Genomic DNA, 16,266 nt, shown 5'->3' on the forward strand with positions numbered 1-16,266 from the left:
TTGGACAGGCCTCGCGGCCCGTGAGACAGTCCGCTGCCATGACCTCGCCGCGCGCGGAATCCGCCTCCCCCGACCGGCCGTCGACCGGGCGCGCGGCGACGTCATGCGCCCCCGCACCCCGAGGGCGGGCGGTCCCCGACCGCCGGGTGATCGCGATCGTCGTGGGGACGAGCCTGGCCATCTCGCTCGGCTACTACGCGATGATGGCCCACCTGGTCGCGCACCTGCACCGTGACCTCGGCATGCTCGCCGGGACCGTCACCGCGGTCCTCGGCGTGCGTGTCGCGGTGCAGTACATGCTGTTCCTTCCCGTCGGCGCGCTCACCGACGTGATCGGCCCGGCGCGCGCGGGAGCCCTGGCCTGCGCCCTGCGGATGGCGGCGTTCGCGCTGCTGGGCGTCACCAGCGGGGTCGGCGAACTGCTCTGCGCCGTCGTGGTCATGGCGGTGGGCGGCGCGCTGTTCCACCCGGCCGCGCAGTCCCTGCTCGCCGGGGTGGCTCCGGCGCGCCGCTCCCGGGGCTTCGCCGCCTATCTGATCACCAGCGAAATCGGCGCCGTGGTCGGGCCACCCGTGGGGCTCCTGCTCCTGCTGACGGGCGGGTTCGGGCTGCTGTCAGCGGTGACGGCGGGCGCGTGGGCGGTCGGCGCCGTGCTGTTCATGCTGCTCCACCGCGCTCCCGGCCCGGCTTCCCGTACGGACACGACTTCCCCCGTGGACGGGGAAGCGGTTCCCGGCGGCGGGGCGGCACGGCCGGATGTACGGAAAATCGTCGCCGGGGTGTGGGCGGTGCTCCGCGACCGGGGTTTCCTCCTGTTCGCCCTGACCGCGGCGCCCACCACGCTGCTCACCACCCAGGTCGCGACCCTGGTCCCCCTCAGGGGAGTCGACGCCGGCACGACGACCCTGTTCTTCTCCGCGGTGGCGGTGACCACGGCCGCGATCCAGCCGTGGTGCGCCGCCGCCCGCCGGGGCGAGCGCCCCTGGCTGCTCAAAAGCGGCCTGCTCTGCGCGGGCGGCGGCTACCTGATGCTGATCGCGATTCCGCCCGCCGGGGCCGAACGGATCGCCGTGCTGGCGGTGGCCGCCGTACTGCACGGGCTGGCCTCCGGCCTGACGCAGGCGGCGCTGTTCCAGACCGTCACCCGCTGTGCGCCGTCCGGGCGGTTCGGCGCCTATATCGGCCTGCTCAACTTCCTTTCCGGTGTGGTCGCCCTGGCGGGAAGCTTCGCCGCCGGACCGCTCTTCGACGCCGGGAACCGGGGCGCGGCGACGGCCCTTGCCGGCCTCGGCCTGGTCGCGGCCGTCACCGCCGCCGCCGTGCGGCTCCCCCACACACGAGTGGCCCGCGCCCCGGCTCCGCGTTGACGCGCGCCCCGGCTCGCTCGGCGATGCCGTCGATCTTGGCGTCGCGGAAGCCGCGTTCGGCGGGCGAATCGTCCGCTCCGCCCCGAGGCGACCTGCCGAAACCGCGAGAGATCCACGCGTTCCTCGACCAGTACGTCATCGGCCAGGTGCTGGCCGGACACGGCCCGCTCCGCTGGCGCGACGGCGCGGCGGAGGAATCGCCACCCCGGCGCGATCAGTCACGGGGCAGGAGGATGGGCAGGGCGTGCTGGAGCGAGCGGATCCAGTAGGGCCAGGTGTGGGTGCCGTCGCCGTAGAAGTCCTTGGTGATGGCGAGCCCGGCCTTCTCGGCGGCCTCGGCGAAGGTCGCGTTCTGGCGCATGATGGCGGCCTCGCTGTCGCTGCCGACGTCCGTACGGGCGTCGAGCGGGCCGGCGTCGCCGTTGCCGCTGGACACGTAGAGGCGTAGGCCTTTGAGGCGGGTCACCTGGTCCGCCGGGTTGTCGGCCGCCCAGCCGCTCGGGTCGCCCCACACGTCCTCGCTGTCCACGCCGTGGCTTCGCAGGAACACGCTGAATCCCTGCACGTCGTTGCGGATGTCGAGGGCGCCGGAAAGTGAGGCGGCGGCCTCGAACATGCCCGGGTGGCGGGCCGCGTAGCCCAAGGCGCCGAATCCTCCCATGGAATACCCCACGATGGCCCGGCGCCCGCCCACGCCGTACATCGGCTCGATCAGGGCGGGCAGCTCGGTCATGTGGAACGTCTCCCATGCCGGGCCGTCGCGCCAGTCGGTGTACCAGCCCATCGACCCGCCCTCGGGGACGATGATCACGGCGTCGAGGTCGGCCGTCATCCGCTCGACCTCGCCGGTCTTGAGCCAGTCCCAGGCGCCGCCCGCGCAGCAGCCGTGCAGCATGTACAGCGCCCGCCAGCCGTTGGAGCCCTTCTTCCAGGCCGCCGGTCGCATCACCCACACCGACCGCACTCCCCCGATCGCCGGCGAGTCGATCGTGAGCCGGTCGGTCCGCTCATCCACGACGTCCCGCGACACGACCGTGGCGGGCCCGACGGAGCTCTGCGTGGAAGCGGGAGGCTCGACCGGCGCGACGCCGCTCTGGCATCCGGACAGGAGGACGGCCGATGCGAGCACCAGAAGAAGGCGGCGAGTTCTCACGTCGCCCTTCTTCGCGCCCGCCGGCCGCCTCTGTCAACCCCTCAAACCCATAGACGGGTGGCGCCTCCGGGTCTCCGACCGACCTGCCCCGGACTCTGCTGGCGGCCCTCTCAGAAGTCTCGGACGTGGTCGCGGGCCCAGTCGGCGAACGTTCGGGCGGGCTTGCCGGTGACCTCCTCCGAGGTGGGCATCGGGGCCGACGCCGCCGGGGCGGGCTCCTCGACCTGCGCGGAGTCGGCCTCCTCGCCCGAGTAGGTCTGGAAACCGGTGAGAAAGTCGGCGTTGGCCGCCGCGAAGCCGCCCTGGGCCAGGTACAGCTCACGGGCCTTCGCCGGGGTCACCGCTTCCAGGCGGATGTCTTTACCGATGGCTTCGACGATCGCGCGCACCTGATCGCGGCGGCTGATGAGCTCGGGGCCGTTCAGCGTGTAGGCGGCGCCCCCGTGCCCGTCCTCCAGGAGGGCGGCTGTGGCCACGTCGGCGATGTCGCGCTCGTGGACGGGATACCAGGCGAGGTCGGGGAACGGCTCACGGACGACCCGTTCGGCCCGGATCGAAGGGCCCCAGAGCCAGAGCTTGTTGAGCATGAACTCGCCGGGCCGTACGTGGGTCCACTCCATGCCGGATGCCTCCACCGCCTGTTCCACAGGCAGGTGGAAGCTCGTGTCGTGGCCGGTGGTCACCGCACCGGAGGAGAGGGTGACGACCCGGCGGACCCCCGCTTCCCTGGCCAGGCGGACGACGTCGGGCGCCGTCGCGGCGAACGGAAACAGATACATCCGCTCCACGCCCTCGACTGCGGGGCGCAGGCTCTCCGGCTCCGCCAGGTCGCCGCGGACCACCTCCACCCCGTCGGGAAGGGCCCCTCCCCGGGGATTCCTGCTCAACGCCCGTACGGAGAGTCCCGCCTGGACGAGCTGCTCGACGACGAGCCTTCCTACGTTCCCGGTCGCCCCGGTCACCAGAATTCGCATCGCACCAGGTTTAACGGGAGCGGAACCCCTTGGCAAACGCGAACATGCTGTTCACATATCGCCATCGACCTGCAAGAACGCCGCAATCTTGGCCCTCCGGACGCGCGAAATCGATAGTCCTTCTCGCCCGCCTCACCCGCTGCCGAGGCGATGACGCGATCGGTGCGGCGCCTCAACCAGGTATACAACCGATCGGTCGTTAATATAGTTTGATCCTCATGACGCAAGACGGCCGGCGGCTGCGCGGGTTGCGCAGCCGCGAGGCGATCCTCGAACGGGCGGTGGCCCTGGCCTCCGTCGAAGGACTGGACGGACTCTCCTTGGGGCGGCTGGCGGCGGCGACCGGCACCAGCAAGTCCGGATTTTTCGCCCATTGGCGCGACAAAGAGCAACTGCAGCTCGACGCCCTCGACTGGGCCACCCGCCAGTGGGCCGACCAGGTGGTGGCGCCGGCCATGGCGGCCCCGGCCGGGGTGCGGCGGCTGTTCGCACTGCACGAGGCGCGGCTGAGGTTCTACGGCGATGGAGTGCTCCCCGGCGGGTGCTTCTTCTTCACCGTCCAGGCCGAGTTCGACGATCGTCCCGGCCTGGTACGCGATCGCGTCGCGCGCGCCCTGCGCGAGTGGCAGGAGTTCATCCGGCGGCAGGTGGCGCAGGCCGTGGCGCAGGGCGAGCTGGCCGAGAGCGTGGACGCGGCCCAGCTCGCGTACGAGATCGACGCGCTCGGCGAGATGGTGGTCGTCCACTCCCGGCTGCATGACGGTCCGGTCGCCCTCGTCCACGCGCGCCGCGCCGTGCTGCAACGCCTGCGCGCGCTCTGCCCTGACCCGACGCTTCTCCCGGAGGATTGATCATGACTGAAGACGGCGTGCACGAGCCGGTCCAGGTGCATTTCGACGATCTCGACGCCATGGGCCTGTTGCACAACTCCCGGTACGCCCTGCTGGTCGAGCGGGCGATCGGCGCGTACTGGCAGCGCCTGGGCTGGGCACCCGATCCGGTCCGGTCGGCGTTCAAGGACGTGTTCCTGGCGGTGCGTGAGTTCAAGGTGACCTACCACGTGCCCATCGCGGGGGCGGGTGAGCCGCTGGTGCACTTCTGGATGGACCGCATGGGCCGCACGAGCGGCGTCTACCACTTCCGCGTGCTGTCCGCCGACCGCACGGTGGTGCATGCCGAGGGCTACCGCGTCAATGTCAATCTGGACCCGGCCACACTGCGGCCTGCGCCGTTCAGTGACGAACTGCGCACCGCCGCCGAACCTCTGCTCCGCCGAACGGCGGCGGCGTGCTGAGGTCCCGCTGGGTCGCCGGCCCCTCGGCAGGCCTGCCGGGCCCACTGGTCGCCGCGCTGACGGACTACCGGATGAACCACCTCCTCGACCTGCCCGGCATCGTGCGGCACGGCCTGTCGCTGAGCCGTCTGTGGCCGGCGTTGCCCGGCGCGGTGGGCATGTGGCTCTGGCTCGATCTCCCCGGCCACCGGGTCGGCTCGCTGTCCGTGTGGCGCGGCGAAGACGACCTCCACGCGTTCGTACGGCTGCGCCCGCATGTGCGGATCATGCGCGCATACCGTCACCGCGGCACGCTGCGGTCGCGCACCTGGCAGATCGACACGCTGGACCGGGACGCCTTGTGGCGGTCCCTCCACTCGGGCCCGGGTGCGGAGCCCCGGAGTCGCCTCCCGTGACGACGGCTTCCGCCTCGCTTCGCTCAGCGGGGTCGATCACGACCGAGGGGCGGCGTAGAGCGCGAGGGCGTCGCGGAGGTTGGCGAGTGCTTCGTCGACGGACCAGCCTTGGCCGGTGACTTCGACCTGGACGCGGCGCGCGACGTATCAGCCCTCGTCGTCCAGGGTGACGGTCGCAGTGAGCGTGACCGTGGCGCTCATGGACGGCTGCGGTCTGCCCGGATTCTCCCCAAAAGCAAAGTGGACGTCCTTCCCATCAAGGAAAAACCGCCTCTGAGCTGTGTGGGCGATACCCAGATCGATTGCGGCTACAAGGACGGTGATCCGGGCAATCTTGGTGATCACTAGGATCGCCGACGTGATCATCAGACGCCGTCCGGCCGCAGCCTTGCTCGGGATGCTGGCCGCCCTCTCCATATTCGGTGTGCCCCCCGCTCACGCCGACGAGACCACCCCCAAGGAACCGCCCAACGTCGAGCTGGTCGATGAGACCACCCCGAAGGAACCGCCCAAGGTCGAGCTGGTCCTCGACATCAGCGGCTCGATGCGGGCGCGCGACATCGAGGGCCACAGCCGGATCTCGGTGCTCCAGCAGGCCTTCAACGAGGTGCTGGACGCGCTGCCCTCCGAGGCCCAGGTCGGCATCCGCGTCCTCGGCGCCACCTACCCCGGCAAGGACCAGGCCGTGGGCTGCAGGGACACCCAGCAGCTGGTGCCGATCGGCCCGATCGACAAGCTGGAGGCCAAGACCGCCGTCGCCACCCTGCGCCCCACCGGCTTCACCCCGGTGGGCCTGGCGTTGCGCGCCGCCGCTCGGGACCTCGGAACCGGCGAGACCACCCGCAGAATCGTCCTGATCACCGACGGCGAGGACACCTGCGCCCCGCCCGACCCGTGCGAGGTCGCCCGGGAGCTCGCCGCGCAGGGCACCCACCTGGTCGTGGACACCCTCGGCCTGACCCTCAACGACAAGGTGCGCAGGCAGCTCACCTGCATCGCCTCCGCCACCGGCGGCACCTACACCGCCGTCACCAGCAAGACCCAGCTGAGGAACCGGATCAACCAGCTGGTGGACCGCGCCGCGACCACCTACACCCAGACCCCGGCTCAGGTGGACGGCACCGAAAACTGCAGCCGCGCCCCGCTGCTCAGCCCCGGCGCCTACACCGACCGGGAGAAGTTCCAGGAGCACCGCTGGTACCGGGTCCTGGTCCGCGACGGGCAAGAGCTGCGGGCCTCCGTCAGCGTCTCCCTGGACCGCGCGCTCAACCGCGACTACGGCGTGCTGCTGCGGGCCGTCTCCCAGGACGGGCGGGAGCTGGTTCGCGGCACCGACGCGGGCAGCGGCCGCACCGATGTGCTCTCCACCGGCCTGCGCTGGTCCGCCGAGCAGAACGCTCCCGACCAGACCGTCTGCCTGGTGGTCAGCAACTCCTTCTCTTCGCCCACCGCCGCCACCGCCGCAACGCCCGGTATGCCGCTGGAGCTGACCGTCGGCGTGGTCGACTCCTCCCCCGCCCCCAACGGCCCGGACCTGGGCCGCGGCTGGGGGCTGCTCGGCCTGCTGGCCCTCGCCGGTCTGGTGGGCGGCCTGGTCTTCGGCTGGCTGGCGCGCTGGCGGGTCGCGATCTGGATGGAGAACTGACGATGCGTACAACTTCCGTCCGCCGCTGTGCCGGGGCGCTGTCCGCCGCCGCGGCCGCACTGCTGCTCTCTGCCGGTCCGGCCGTCGCCGACATCACCTCGCCGTCGCCGTCCGCGTCGGAGAGCCTGGCGCCGGTGACCACTGCCGGGTCGTCCTTCCTCACCGCGACCGCCGTCCAGCCCGGACAGCCGGTGCAGCTGGCCGGTTCCACCGGCGACTACCTCTACTGGTCGTTCACCTCCGAAGCCGGTCGGACCGACAAGATCGCGATCACCGTCACCCTGCCGCCCAAAACCTCCCGGCACGGCGCATCCAGCTGGGCGGTGGACGTCTTCGACGGGCTCCGCCGCCGCCAGGCCTGTACGGCGGGCGCCCAGACGCCGACCGCCGCGGCCGGCGCCGCATCGGTCACCCTGGGCTGCACCCTGCGGAAGGTCCGCGCCTGGGCCGAGCCGTGGTCCGGCGACCCGCTGCCCGGCACCTACTACGTCCGACTGGCCGTCACCGAACTACCCGAGCAGGATCTGGGCCTGCCGATGCAGGTGGCGATGCGGATCAGCGCTCATGACAGCGACGACATCCAGCCGGAGGGCGGCAAGCTCAAGACCCCGCTGACCCAGCCGGTCGCCGCCGGAACGGTGCAGACCTCGGCGCCGCCGGTCGCGGCCGAGAAGGAGAAGGGCACCGGCTGGAGCTGGGGCTGGCTCCCCGACCTGTCGACCCGCTGGGCCTGGACCGCCGTCGGCGGTGTCATCGCGGCCATCACCGGCGTCGGCGGCTACAGCCTCACCCGGCATCCGCGTCGGCGTCGGCGTCGGCCGGAGCACGACGGCTACAACCACCTCTGATCCCCCGCAGCCGCACCAGCGCGGAGGCCACGTTCCAGGCCGGTGCCCGCAGGCCGTCGGCAACCCGGCCGCGCCGAGCGTGCCGTCCGTCGGGATGAACGGAGCATGAGGAATCGGCCGCCGTCGAAGTCGAATGCGATCGCCGGTGTCACCTGGCCGAGCCTTCCTCGGTGTCCGCGGGCTGCCGATCGTGGTGACGCCGGCTGGGCGGCCGCAAACATGCGCGGCCGCCCAGCCGGTGACGCCCCGTGCTTCCCCGTCAGGGCGCGACGTGCTTGAGGAGCGGCCCGGGGTCGACCCCGCGCAACAGCGCGACGACGACGGCGATGGCGATTCCCCAGCCGATGTAGCGACCCAAGGACTCAGGGATCGTGAACCTGAACCCGGCAGGCGTGTTCTGGGCGATCTCCCGGCTCGTCGGGCACGGCACGACGATCGTGACCGAGACCGTCTACCGCAAGCAGTTCCGCCCGGTCCTGCTGGACGGAGCGCAGGAAATGGGCGAGCTCTTCCCACACAGTGATCACTGCGGGAGTATCTGAAATGCTGCGCTCCCCGAAAGGTCACCATGAACCAGCGTCACACTCGCTATCTCATCCCGTTCCTGCTCGGCTGGGCCGTACTCCTCCTCGGCGGGTTCAGGATTGCTCTCGGCGCTGGAAGCGACGGCACGGATCTGTCACTCGTGATCATGGTCGCGGCCTTCGGGCTGGCGCTCCTCCTGACAGCCGCGGTGGTCGCGATCGTCGAACGCTGGCCGTGAAAATCGGCAGCGTTAGTCACTCCGAAAGATCAAAAAGGCCACCCACGATAATCGCGGATGGCCTCCCTGCTGGGTGGGCGATACTGGGATCGAACCAGTGACCTCTTCGGTGTGAACGAAGCGCTCTCCCGCTGAGCTAATCGCCCGGGATGATCGGCCCCTTGCGGCGCCGACGGGGAAAACCATACCGCACTTCGCGGGGTCCTGGCGAAGCGAACGATCCTCCGGGCCGCTCCCCGCCGCCGGGCCTTTCAGCGATCTCCGGACGACCGTCCTCCGGTCGACCCTCCGGTCGACCGGGTGGCGCGGCCGGCGCTCGGCGACGGCGCCGGGGCGACCCCCTCGTCGCATCGTTTCCTCCGGGACCAGCGGGACCTCGCTGTGTTGTCATAGCATCGTGATGCCCCAGAGTCCCCGTATACGTCCCGAGCTAAGATCATTTATACCGTGCAAGACTTCGCCATGACAGTCGGATCGACACGCAAAACCAGCGCCAACATGCGGCTGTTAGCGATGTTTGACCAGGTAGATGCTCAAATGTCTACCTGTGAGATGCGTTACAGAAGGCCCCGGAAGCGGAATCTCTCCTACGGGTTTCTTCGTTCGCGTACATAGCTTCGCGGGCGACAGCAAGTCCGTGAGAGCAGTTGCCAGCCCCTGTGAGGGGACCCGACACGAAAGGTTTGGCTGACGATGAACAGCACCACCGTCACTGCCGAGCTGGGCCTTCGACTTGTGGTCCCCGACCGTACTACCGTGCCCCTGCTCGCCGGGCTCAGTTACACGGCCGAGGACCCGTACGCCATACGCATGGCATTCCACGTGGGGAACGATGAACCGGTCGAGTGGATCTTCGCTCGCGAACTGTTGACCGTCGGCATCGTCCGGCGCGTTGGAGAGGGTGACGTCCAGGTGTGGCCCGCCCGCTCCGACGGCGAGCGCACCTTGAACATCAGTCTCACCTCCCCGTTCGGACAGGCCCTGTTCGAAGTGCCCCTGGCTCCGCTGACGCAGTTCTTGCACCGTACGTTCGAGCTCGTCCCCGCCGGCCGTGAGACCGACTTCATGGACCTCGACGAAGAGCTCACCAACATGCTGTGGAGCTCCTGATCCGACCGGTCCCGATCGTCCGGCGCCGAGCCGGCGATAGTGATCACCCCAGGACCGGCCCTGACGGGCCGGCGTCCCGTCCCCGGACGCCCTGATCGGGCGTCCTAACCGGCGAGCATCCGTCGCATCCGGCCGATCTCGGCCCGCTGCCCCGAGACGATGTCACGGGCCATCTCCCGCATGAGGCGGTCCGTCCCGTCGCGCAGCTCGTCCTCCGCCATTCGCACCGCGCCCTCGTGATGCCTGATCATCAACCGCAGGAACAGGGTGTCGAAGGCGGCGCCCCGCGCCTCGCGCAGGCGGTTCATCTCCTCCAGCGTGGCCATGCCGTACGCGCCCTGGCGAGCGTGATCGTGTACGGCGGGGGCGGGACGGCCGAGGGAGGCCAGCCACGACGTCATCGTCGCGATCTCGGGCCCCTGGCCCCCGGCGATCCGCCGGGCCAGCGCGGCCACCTCGCCTCCCGTGCCCCTGCCGTCGGCCAGGCCGGTCATCTCCAGCGCCTGCCGATGGTGGGGGATCATCGCCTCCGCGAAACGCACGTCGGCGGCCGTGGCCCGCGCGTCCGATTCGCCGATCCGCTCCCCTGGCGTCGCCGTACGGGCGTGCCCTCCGGGCCCGTCAGGGACGACGACAGGCGCGCCGGATCCCGCGACGAATGGGGCCCTCCGGTCGGCGGGGGTGTCCGCGGCGCAGCCCGCCGCTCCCGCGACCAGAACTGCCAGCACAACTGTTACAAAAGTGCCACCCGCGCCGCTTCTGCCCGACATAACGTCCATAGTGGGGCAGTCTCCAAGATCCAGGGGGAACAGTGAAGCGTGCGGGGCTCATCGCGTGCCTGGCGCTGGCGCTGTGCGCCGCGTCCTGTTCCTCCGGTTCCGCCCCGTCCGGGGCCGCGCCGTCGTCCGAGGCGGCCCGCGCGACGAGCGACGCGTCCGGCGACGGCAAGCGCGCCAGCGCCGATCTCGGCGTCGACGAGGTCCTGCACAGCGACAACATCACGCCGATCGCCAACGTCCCCCTTGAGGCGCCGTTCGACGGCCCCCACTCCTGGAACACCGATCTCGCCTTCCAAGGCGACTACGTGTTCGCCGGGAACTACGACGGCTTCACGGTCCACGACATCTCCGACCCGGCGCACCCGAAGGTGGTCACCCGGGTGCTGTGCCCGGGCGGGCAGAACGACGTCTCCGTCTCCGGCGACCTGCTCATCGTGTCCGTGGACGACCCGCGGGCCGACGACCGCTGCGAGAGCGACTTCATGGCCCCCTCGACCAAGTCGGGCTGGGAGGGCATCCGGATCTTCGACATCTCCGACAAGGCCCGGCCCGATTACGTGGCCGCGGTGGCGACCGAGTGCGGCTCCCACACCAACGTGATCGTGCCCGGACCGGACCCGGACGCCTTCTACGTCTACGTCTCGGCGGGCGGACCCGACCCGGGCGCGCCGAACTGCCCGGCGCCGCACGACGGCATCTCGATCGTCGAGGTGCCGGTGAAGAACCCCAAGGCGGCCAAGGTCGTCGCCACCCCCGCGCTGTTCAAGGGGCATCAGGGCGGCGCCTACGGAGGCTGCCATGACATCACGGTCTATCCGGCGAAGAAGCTGGCCGCCGCCGCGTGCTACGGCGACGGCTATCTGATCGACATCTCCGACCCGGTCAAGCCGGTCGTCCTCACGACCGAGTCGGACCGGACGAACTTCTCCCTCTGGCACTCCGCCACGTTCAACAACGACGGGACCAAGGTCGTCTTCGGCGACGAGCTGGGCGGCGGCATGGTCGCGACGTGCGACTCCTCGGGCAACGACACCAAGGGCGCGAACGCCGTCTACGAGATCACGCCCGCACGCGAGCTCGTCCGGCACGGCTACTTCAAGATCCCTCGGGTCCAGGGCTCGGAGGAGAACTGCGTGGCCCACAACGGTGCGCTGATCCCCGTGCCGGGCCGGGACATCATGGTCCAGGCGTGGTACCAGGGCGGGGTCTCCGTCTGGGACTTCACCGACTCCGACCACCCCGTCGAGATCGGCTTCTTCGAGCGCGGACCGCTGCGGGCGGGGTTGCGCGTGGGCGGGTCGTGGTCCGCGTACTACTACAACGGCCACATCTATTCGAGCGACATCACGAAGGGTCTGGACGTCCTGCGGATCGACGATCCGCGTACGGACCCCGCCAAGGACGTCACCTTGAAGGAGTTCAACGCCCAGACCCAGTATTCCTACCGCGGCTGACGGCCGATCACGGGTCGAGGTCGGCCGCCGAACGCTCGGCGAACGCCTTCATCGCCGCGAGCGTCACCGGGCCGGGCGCCTGGGGCAGCTCGCGGTCGTCGATCAGCCGGATCGGCTGGACGTCCCGCGTGGTGGAGGTGAGGAACGCCTCCTCGACCTCGTAGAGCGCGGAGAGGGGCACGTCCTCCTCGACGCCGCCGCACCACTCCAGGACCAGCGCCCGGGTCACACCGGCCAGGCAGCCGGAGGCCAGCGTCGGCGTCACCAGCCGCCCGCCGGTCACGATGAAGATGTTGCTGCCGGTGCCCTCGCAGAGGTTGCCCGCCAGGTTCCCGAAGATCGCCTCGGCGCCGCCGCGCTCCTTGGCGTAGGCGAGGGCCTTGGCGTTGTCGCCGTAGGAGGTGCTCTTGACCCCGGCGAGCGCGCCGCGCTCGTTGCGCGGCCAGGGCACCACGGTGACCGCGGCCGTCTCGGGGAACGGCTTCTGCTCCGCGACGATGATGATCGCGTTGGTCCCCTCGGACCCGCGGTCGGAGCCGAGCGGCCCCGGCCCGCTGGTGTACGTGATCCTGATCCGGCCCAGCGGCCAGGCGGGTGCGGCGGCGACGCACTGCCGCACGCCGTCGGCGATGGCGGCCAGGTCGGGCTCGGGCAGGTCCATCCGCTTGGCCGAGAGCGCGAGCCGCTCCAGGTGCCGGGTGAGTGCGAACGCCTCCCCGCCTACGAACTTGACCGTCTCAAAAACGCCGTCACCCACCATCAGCCCGTGGTCGAAGACCGAGACGACGGCCTTCTCCGGGTCCAACAATTCACCGTTGACCCAAATGGGTACGGTCATCTCGATCTCCATCCCTGCTCGTGCTAGCTCCGTGACGCGAGTCCGATGAGCCGGGACGCCTTCAACTCGGTTTCGCACCACTCCCGCGTGGGGTCGGAGCCCCACGTGATGCCCGCTCCGGTGCCGAAGCGGATCATGCCCTGCTCCACCCAGAAGGTGCGGATGCCGACCGCCAGCGCGGCTTCCCGCCGGTCGGCGTCGACCCAGCCCACTGCCCCACAGTATGGCCCGCGCGGCTGTGGTTCGAGTCGATTGATGATCTGCAGGGCCGTATATTTCGGCGCTCCCGTCACCGAACCGGGCGGAAACGTCGCGGCGAGCAGCTCCGGCCACCCCGCTCCGGCCGCGAGCCGGGCCCGTACGGTCGAGACGAGGTGGACGAGCCCCGGGTGCTCCTCGACCTCGCAGAGCGCGGGCACCGACACGGAGCCGACCTCGGCCACCCGGCCCAGGTCGTTCCGTACGAGATCCACGATCATCACGTTCTCGGCGTGGTCCTTTTCCAGCAGGTCGGCCGCGGTGACTCCGGTGCCCTTGATCGGCCGGGACTCGACCACGTCACCGGCGCGCGACAGGTACAGCTCGGGCGAGGCCGACACGACCGTCAGGCCGGGCACGTCGATCAGCGCGGCGTAGGGCGCCGGGTTTCCCCTGGCGAGCCGTACGGCGAGGGCCGCGGGGTCGGCGTCGTCGGCGAGCGGGGCCGACAGCACCCGGCAGAGGTTGGCCTGGTAGACGTCCCCCCGCTCGATGTGGTCCTTGATCGCGCGCACACCCTGCTCGTACGCCGCGCGGTCGAGTGAACTCGTCCACGCCTCGGGGGCCGGGCCCGGCCAGGGCGCGCGCGGCCGGGGCAGCGGCGCGGGGCGCACGTCGTCGAAACGCGCGCACATGACCTTGCCCTCGTAGGTCACGACGACGGCCCACCATCCGGTCGAGTCGAGCGCGGCCGGATCGGTCGTCACATCGCGCAGGCCGGTGGCCAGGAGGCCGCCGACATGGGCGTAAGCGTCCTTCACCGGTCCATTTTCGCCCGGTTCCACGACCGTATTCTCCCGCCCCGCCCTCCCCCGAGGCCGCTCGTGCGGCCGCCTCGTCCTGGAGCAGCCGCGGGAACGCCACCTCAGGCGGGCGTGCGAGGTGTCCCCCGAGCGCCGGCACGGTGACGTGGCAGGGAATACCGTCAGCCAATATCAGCGATCTTCTTCTGGGATATTTTCGGACCCGTATTAAGAACATATGACGTCTGAAACCGACGCATGGATTGGTCCAGGAGGAGTCTGTGATCCGGATTCTGGTGGCGGAAGACATGCGCATCCTGCGCGACACGCTGGTCGCCGTGTTGAAGCTGGAGGACGATCTCGACGTGGTGGCGGCCATGGAGACGGGGGACGACGTCGTGTCCACCGCGCTTGCGTACCGGCCGGACGTGGCGGTGATCGCTGTCGATCTTCCCAGTACGGACGGGATCGTCGTGGCGGCCGAACTGCACGAGCGGCTGCCGGAGTGTCGCACGCTGATACTGACCGGCTCGGGCAGACCGGGAGACCTGCGCCGCGCCCTGGCCGCGCGAGTTCACGGGTTCATCGCCAAGGACGCCCCGGTGGACGAACTGATCGACGCCGTACGCAAGGTGTCCACCGGCGTCCGGGCGGTCGATCCGCAACTGGCGCTGGCGGCTCTCGATGTGGAGGAGAACCCGCTGTCCCGTCGCGAGGCCGAGGTGCTGAAGCAGTTCAGCACGGGCAGCGGCGCGGCGGAGATCGCCGCCGGGTTGTGCCTGTCGTATGGCACCGTGCGCAACTATCTGGCCTCCGCCGTCACCAAGCTGAACGCGCGCAACCGGGTGGATGCCGTCCGCATAGCCACCGAGGCCGGCTGGCTGTAGCGGGAAATGTGCAGTCTGCACGATTCCCCGGTGCGATCTGCATGCCGACAACGTGCTTGAGGCACTGCCGCGCGCCACCGAAACCCGCGAAAGATTTGACGTCATGGGGTTACAGGATCTTCGGCTCTTTGACCGAAGCCTGTTGCGCAAGATCCTTCGATCGGCGCGATGTCGCGGCGGTCGAAAACGAAAGGACACGTACACGTGCGTAAATCCGCGAAGACCGCCCTCGTCGCGGCGGGGCTGGCCGTCGGAGCATTCACCGTGAGCCCGGCGCCTGCCATCGCCGCGGCGTACTCGCCTGAGGGTGTCTGCGGGACGGGGTACGCGCGGGTCAGCGACGGCTCTCGCGCGATCAAGACGCCGTCGGGCTCCACCTTCGGCCATGTCTACCTGCTCTACAACAGCAGCAACGGCTACAACTGCGTGGTCACCATCAAGGACTCGTACGTCGGAACCGCCACCCGCACCATCGCGACCCTGGAGGTGAAGGGCAGCAAGCCGGTGTCCGACGACAAGTCCTACAAGTACTACGCGGGCCCGGTGAAGGCAGCCGCCAAGGGCAAGTGCGTCCGGTACAGCGGCCTCGTCTACGACACCCGGATCCAGGGTGAGATCGCCCAGGGCGGCCGCGCCGCCTTCGGCAACTGCGGCTGAGACTGACGAGGGGGTGCCGGGAGCCCGCTCCCGGCACCCCTTCGGCGTGGCGTACGGCGCCCGAGCCACTCGCGGTCGGGGCCGGCCGGGCAGCCGGCGGCGCTCTCACGCCCTTCCCGGGGTGGCTCGTGCGGCCACCTCGTCCTGGAGCAGCCGCAGGAACGTCACCGCGGCGGGGAGCGGCGCCGCGGACGGCAGCGCCGCGTACACCGATCGGCGCGGCGCGAACTCCCCGATCGGGCGGAGCACCAGGTCGGTGCGGGCACGGACGCCGTCCGCCGCCATGGCCGGGACAAGGGTGACGCCGAGACCGGCGGCCACGTACCCGAACTTGCCGGTCCACTCGGCCACGCGGAAGCCGGCCCGCGGCGTGAAACCGGCCCGCGCGCACGCGGTCAGGAGCATCGTCGTGTGCCCGCGCGGCGGCGCCTCGATCCAGTTCTCGTCCCGCAGGTCACGCAGGTCGACCACCGCGCGCCCGGCCAGCGGATGGCCGCTCGGCAGCGCGACCAGGAACTCGTCCTCCAGGAGCGGGGTGAGCGTGCTCTCGGGTCCGGCGGCGAGCCCCGAGAGGTAGTCGCTGACCACGGCGATGTCGATGTCCCCGTCGGCGAGACGCTCCATGAGCCGGCCGCTCGGCCCCTCGACGATGCGGGTCTCCACGTCGGGACCGCGCCGCAGGAACGCGCGCAGCGCGCCGGGGACGAGCGCGGCGTTGGCGGTGGCGAAGACGCCGACGCGCAGCCTCCCGGCCACGCCCCGGTGGATGGCCGACAGCTCCTCCGCCGCCGAGCGCAGCCGGTCGAGCACGTCCACGGCGTGGCGGTGCAGGGCGTGCCCGGCGGGCGTGAGCCGTACGCCCCTGGGCAGCCGCTCGAACAGCGGGCCGCCCGCCCGCGCCTCCAGCGACGCGATCCCCCGCGACACGGCCGACTGCGTGTAGTTCAGTTCGGCGGCGGCCGCCGTGAAGGAGCCGGTGCGGGCCACGGCGTCGAGCAGCCTGAGCGCGTCGGTGCCGAACATGATCCCTCCATCGATCCATGAGCCATAGGCATGGATATCATGCGATTTAGTCGCTGGTGGAATGGGTCGCGTACGACC

The 16,266-nt window shown here is 70.5% G+C and carries 19 protein-coding genes and 1 tRNA gene; 12 read left to right on the forward strand and 8 right to left on the reverse strand.

The features are described 5' to 3' along the window. Positions 1-38: 38 nt before the first annotated feature. Complete coding sequence (locus AWQ71_RS16855) at positions 39-1,367, forward strand: MFS transporter (RefSeq protein WP_084258964.1); 1,329 nt, start codon at positions 39-41, stop codon at positions 1,365-1,367. Positions 1,368-1,581: 214 nt separating this feature from the next. Here AWQ71_RS16855 and AWQ71_RS16860 read toward each other — a convergent pair whose 3' ends face one another. After that, entirely contained in the window at positions 1,582-2,520 is a 939-nt protein-coding gene (locus AWQ71_RS16860; RefSeq protein WP_157570395.1) for an alpha/beta hydrolase, read from the reverse strand. 110 nt (positions 2,521-2,630) lie between these two features. Continuing rightward, on the reverse strand, positions 2,631-3,494 hold the full coding sequence (locus AWQ71_RS16865) for an NAD(P)H-binding protein (RefSeq protein ID WP_067134159.1): 864 nt from the start codon (positions 3,492-3,494) through the stop codon (positions 2,631-2,633). Positions 3,495-3,712: 218 nt separating this feature from the next. Here AWQ71_RS16865 and AWQ71_RS16870 point away from each other — a divergent pair, with 218 nt between their 5' ends. From AWQ71_RS16870 to AWQ71_RS16880, 3 genes are read left to right on the forward strand one after another with little or no spacing between them, the layout of a single operon-like run. Next, complete coding sequence (locus AWQ71_RS16870; protein WP_067134162.1) at positions 3,713-4,345, forward strand: TetR/AcrR family transcriptional regulator; 633 nt, start codon at positions 3,713-3,715, stop codon at positions 4,343-4,345. Positions 4,346-4,347: 2 nt separating this feature from the next. Then, positions 4,348-4,788, forward strand: a complete 441-nt coding sequence (locus tag AWQ71_RS16875) for an acyl-CoA thioesterase (protein WP_067134165.1) — start codon at positions 4,348-4,350, stop codon at positions 4,786-4,788. Beyond that, positions 4,782-5,183, forward strand: coding sequence for a hypothetical protein (locus tag AWQ71_RS16880; RefSeq protein WP_067134168.1), 402 nt, complete (start codon positions 4,782-4,784; stop codon positions 5,181-5,183). The genes AWQ71_RS16875 and AWQ71_RS16880 overlap by 7 nt, the downstream gene beginning before the upstream one ends. Before the next feature lie 147 nt (positions 5,184-5,330). Here AWQ71_RS16880 and AWQ71_RS16885 read toward each other — a convergent pair whose 3' ends face one another. Next, positions 5,331-5,549: a hypothetical protein gene (locus AWQ71_RS16885; RefSeq protein ID WP_067134171.1), complete on the reverse strand. Its 219-nt coding sequence runs from the start codon at positions 5,547-5,549 to the stop codon at positions 5,331-5,333. On the opposite strand from AWQ71_RS16885, the gene AWQ71_RS16890 reads away from it, so the two are divergent. The 4 genes from AWQ71_RS16890 to AWQ71_RS16900 all read left to right on the forward strand — a co-directional run bounded on the left by AWQ71_RS16890 (position 5,542) and on the right by AWQ71_RS16900 (position 8,439). Beyond that, on the forward strand, positions 5,542-6,828 hold the full coding sequence (locus tag AWQ71_RS16890) for a VWA domain-containing protein (protein ID WP_067134174.1): 1,287 nt from the start codon (positions 5,542-5,544) through the stop codon (positions 6,826-6,828). The genes AWQ71_RS16885 and AWQ71_RS16890 overlap by 8 nt on opposite strands. Positions 6,829-6,830: 2 nt before the next feature. Continuing rightward, positions 6,831-7,676, forward strand: a complete 846-nt coding sequence (locus AWQ71_RS16895) for a peptidase (RefSeq protein ID WP_067134176.1) — start codon at positions 6,831-6,833, stop codon at positions 7,674-7,676. 371 nt (positions 7,677-8,047) lie between these two features. Then, positions 8,048-8,218, forward strand: a complete 171-nt coding sequence (locus tag AWQ71_RS41680; RefSeq protein WP_157570396.1) for a hypothetical protein — start codon at positions 8,048-8,050, stop codon at positions 8,216-8,218. Positions 8,219-8,244: 26 nt separating this feature from the next. Beyond that, on the forward strand, positions 8,245-8,439 hold the full coding sequence (locus AWQ71_RS16900; RefSeq protein ID WP_067134178.1) for a hypothetical protein: 195 nt from the start codon (positions 8,245-8,247) through the stop codon (positions 8,437-8,439). 74 nt (positions 8,440-8,513) lie between these two features. On the opposite strand, the gene AWQ71_RS16905 is transcribed toward AWQ71_RS16900, so the two are convergent. Then, positions 8,514-8,585 (reverse strand) — tRNA-Val (locus AWQ71_RS16905). Positions 8,586-9,132: 547 nt separating this feature from the next. Between AWQ71_RS16905 and AWQ71_RS16910 the strand changes: the two genes are divergently transcribed. Next, positions 9,133-9,549, forward strand: a complete 417-nt coding sequence (locus AWQ71_RS16910) for an SsgA family sporulation/cell division regulator (RefSeq protein ID WP_067134180.1) — start codon at positions 9,133-9,135, stop codon at positions 9,547-9,549. Positions 9,550-9,653: 104 nt separating this feature from the next. On the opposite strand, the gene AWQ71_RS16915 is transcribed toward AWQ71_RS16910, so the two are convergent. Further along, positions 9,654-10,277, reverse strand: a complete 624-nt coding sequence (locus AWQ71_RS16915; RefSeq protein ID WP_245658331.1) for a DUF305 domain-containing protein — start codon at positions 10,275-10,277, stop codon at positions 9,654-9,656. 83 nt (positions 10,278-10,360) lie between these two features. On the opposite strand from AWQ71_RS16915, the gene AWQ71_RS16920 reads away from it, so the two are divergent. Next, on the forward strand, positions 10,361-11,782 hold the full coding sequence (locus AWQ71_RS16920) for an LVIVD repeat-containing protein (RefSeq protein ID WP_067134182.1): 1,422 nt from the start codon (positions 10,361-10,363) through the stop codon (positions 11,780-11,782). 7 nt (positions 11,783-11,789) lie between these two features. Here AWQ71_RS16920 and AWQ71_RS16925 read toward each other — a convergent pair whose 3' ends face one another. Next, the gene (locus AWQ71_RS16925; protein WP_067134421.1) at positions 11,790-12,620 is read right to left on the reverse strand and encodes an aminotransferase class IV; all 831 of its coding nucleotides are present in this window, start codon (positions 12,618-12,620) and stop codon (positions 11,790-11,792) included. Positions 12,621-12,643: 23 nt separating this feature from the next. Next, positions 12,644-13,639 carry a chorismate-binding protein gene (locus tag AWQ71_RS16930; RefSeq protein ID WP_067134184.1) on the reverse strand — a complete coding sequence of 332 codons (996 nt, stop codon included), beginning with the start codon at positions 13,637-13,639 and terminating at the stop codon, positions 12,644-12,646. A gap of 263 nt (positions 13,640-13,902) precedes the next feature. On the opposite strand from AWQ71_RS16930, the gene AWQ71_RS16935 reads away from it, so the two are divergent. Together AWQ71_RS16935 and AWQ71_RS16940 are read left to right on the forward strand one after the other, a co-directional pair. Beyond that, positions 13,903-14,508, forward strand: coding sequence for a response regulator transcription factor (locus AWQ71_RS16935; protein WP_067134186.1), 606 nt, complete (start codon positions 13,903-13,905; stop codon positions 14,506-14,508). Positions 14,509-14,712: 204 nt separating this feature from the next. After that, complete coding sequence (locus AWQ71_RS16940) at positions 14,713-15,165, forward strand: hypothetical protein (protein WP_067134188.1); 453 nt, start codon at positions 14,713-14,715, stop codon at positions 15,163-15,165. 105 nt (positions 15,166-15,270) lie between these two features. Here AWQ71_RS16940 and AWQ71_RS16945 read toward each other — a convergent pair whose 3' ends face one another. Continuing rightward, positions 15,271-16,188 (reverse strand): LysR family transcriptional regulator, encoded by a 918-nt coding sequence (locus AWQ71_RS16945; protein WP_067134190.1) that lies wholly within the window; start codon positions 16,186-16,188, stop codon positions 15,271-15,273. Between the last annotated feature and the right edge of the window lie 78 nt (positions 16,189-16,266).

The organism is Microtetraspora malaysiensis (assembly GCF_001528665.1).
Taxonomy (GTDB): Bacteria; Actinomycetota; Actinomycetes; order Streptosporangiales; family Streptosporangiaceae; genus Microtetraspora_A; species Microtetraspora_A malaysiensis.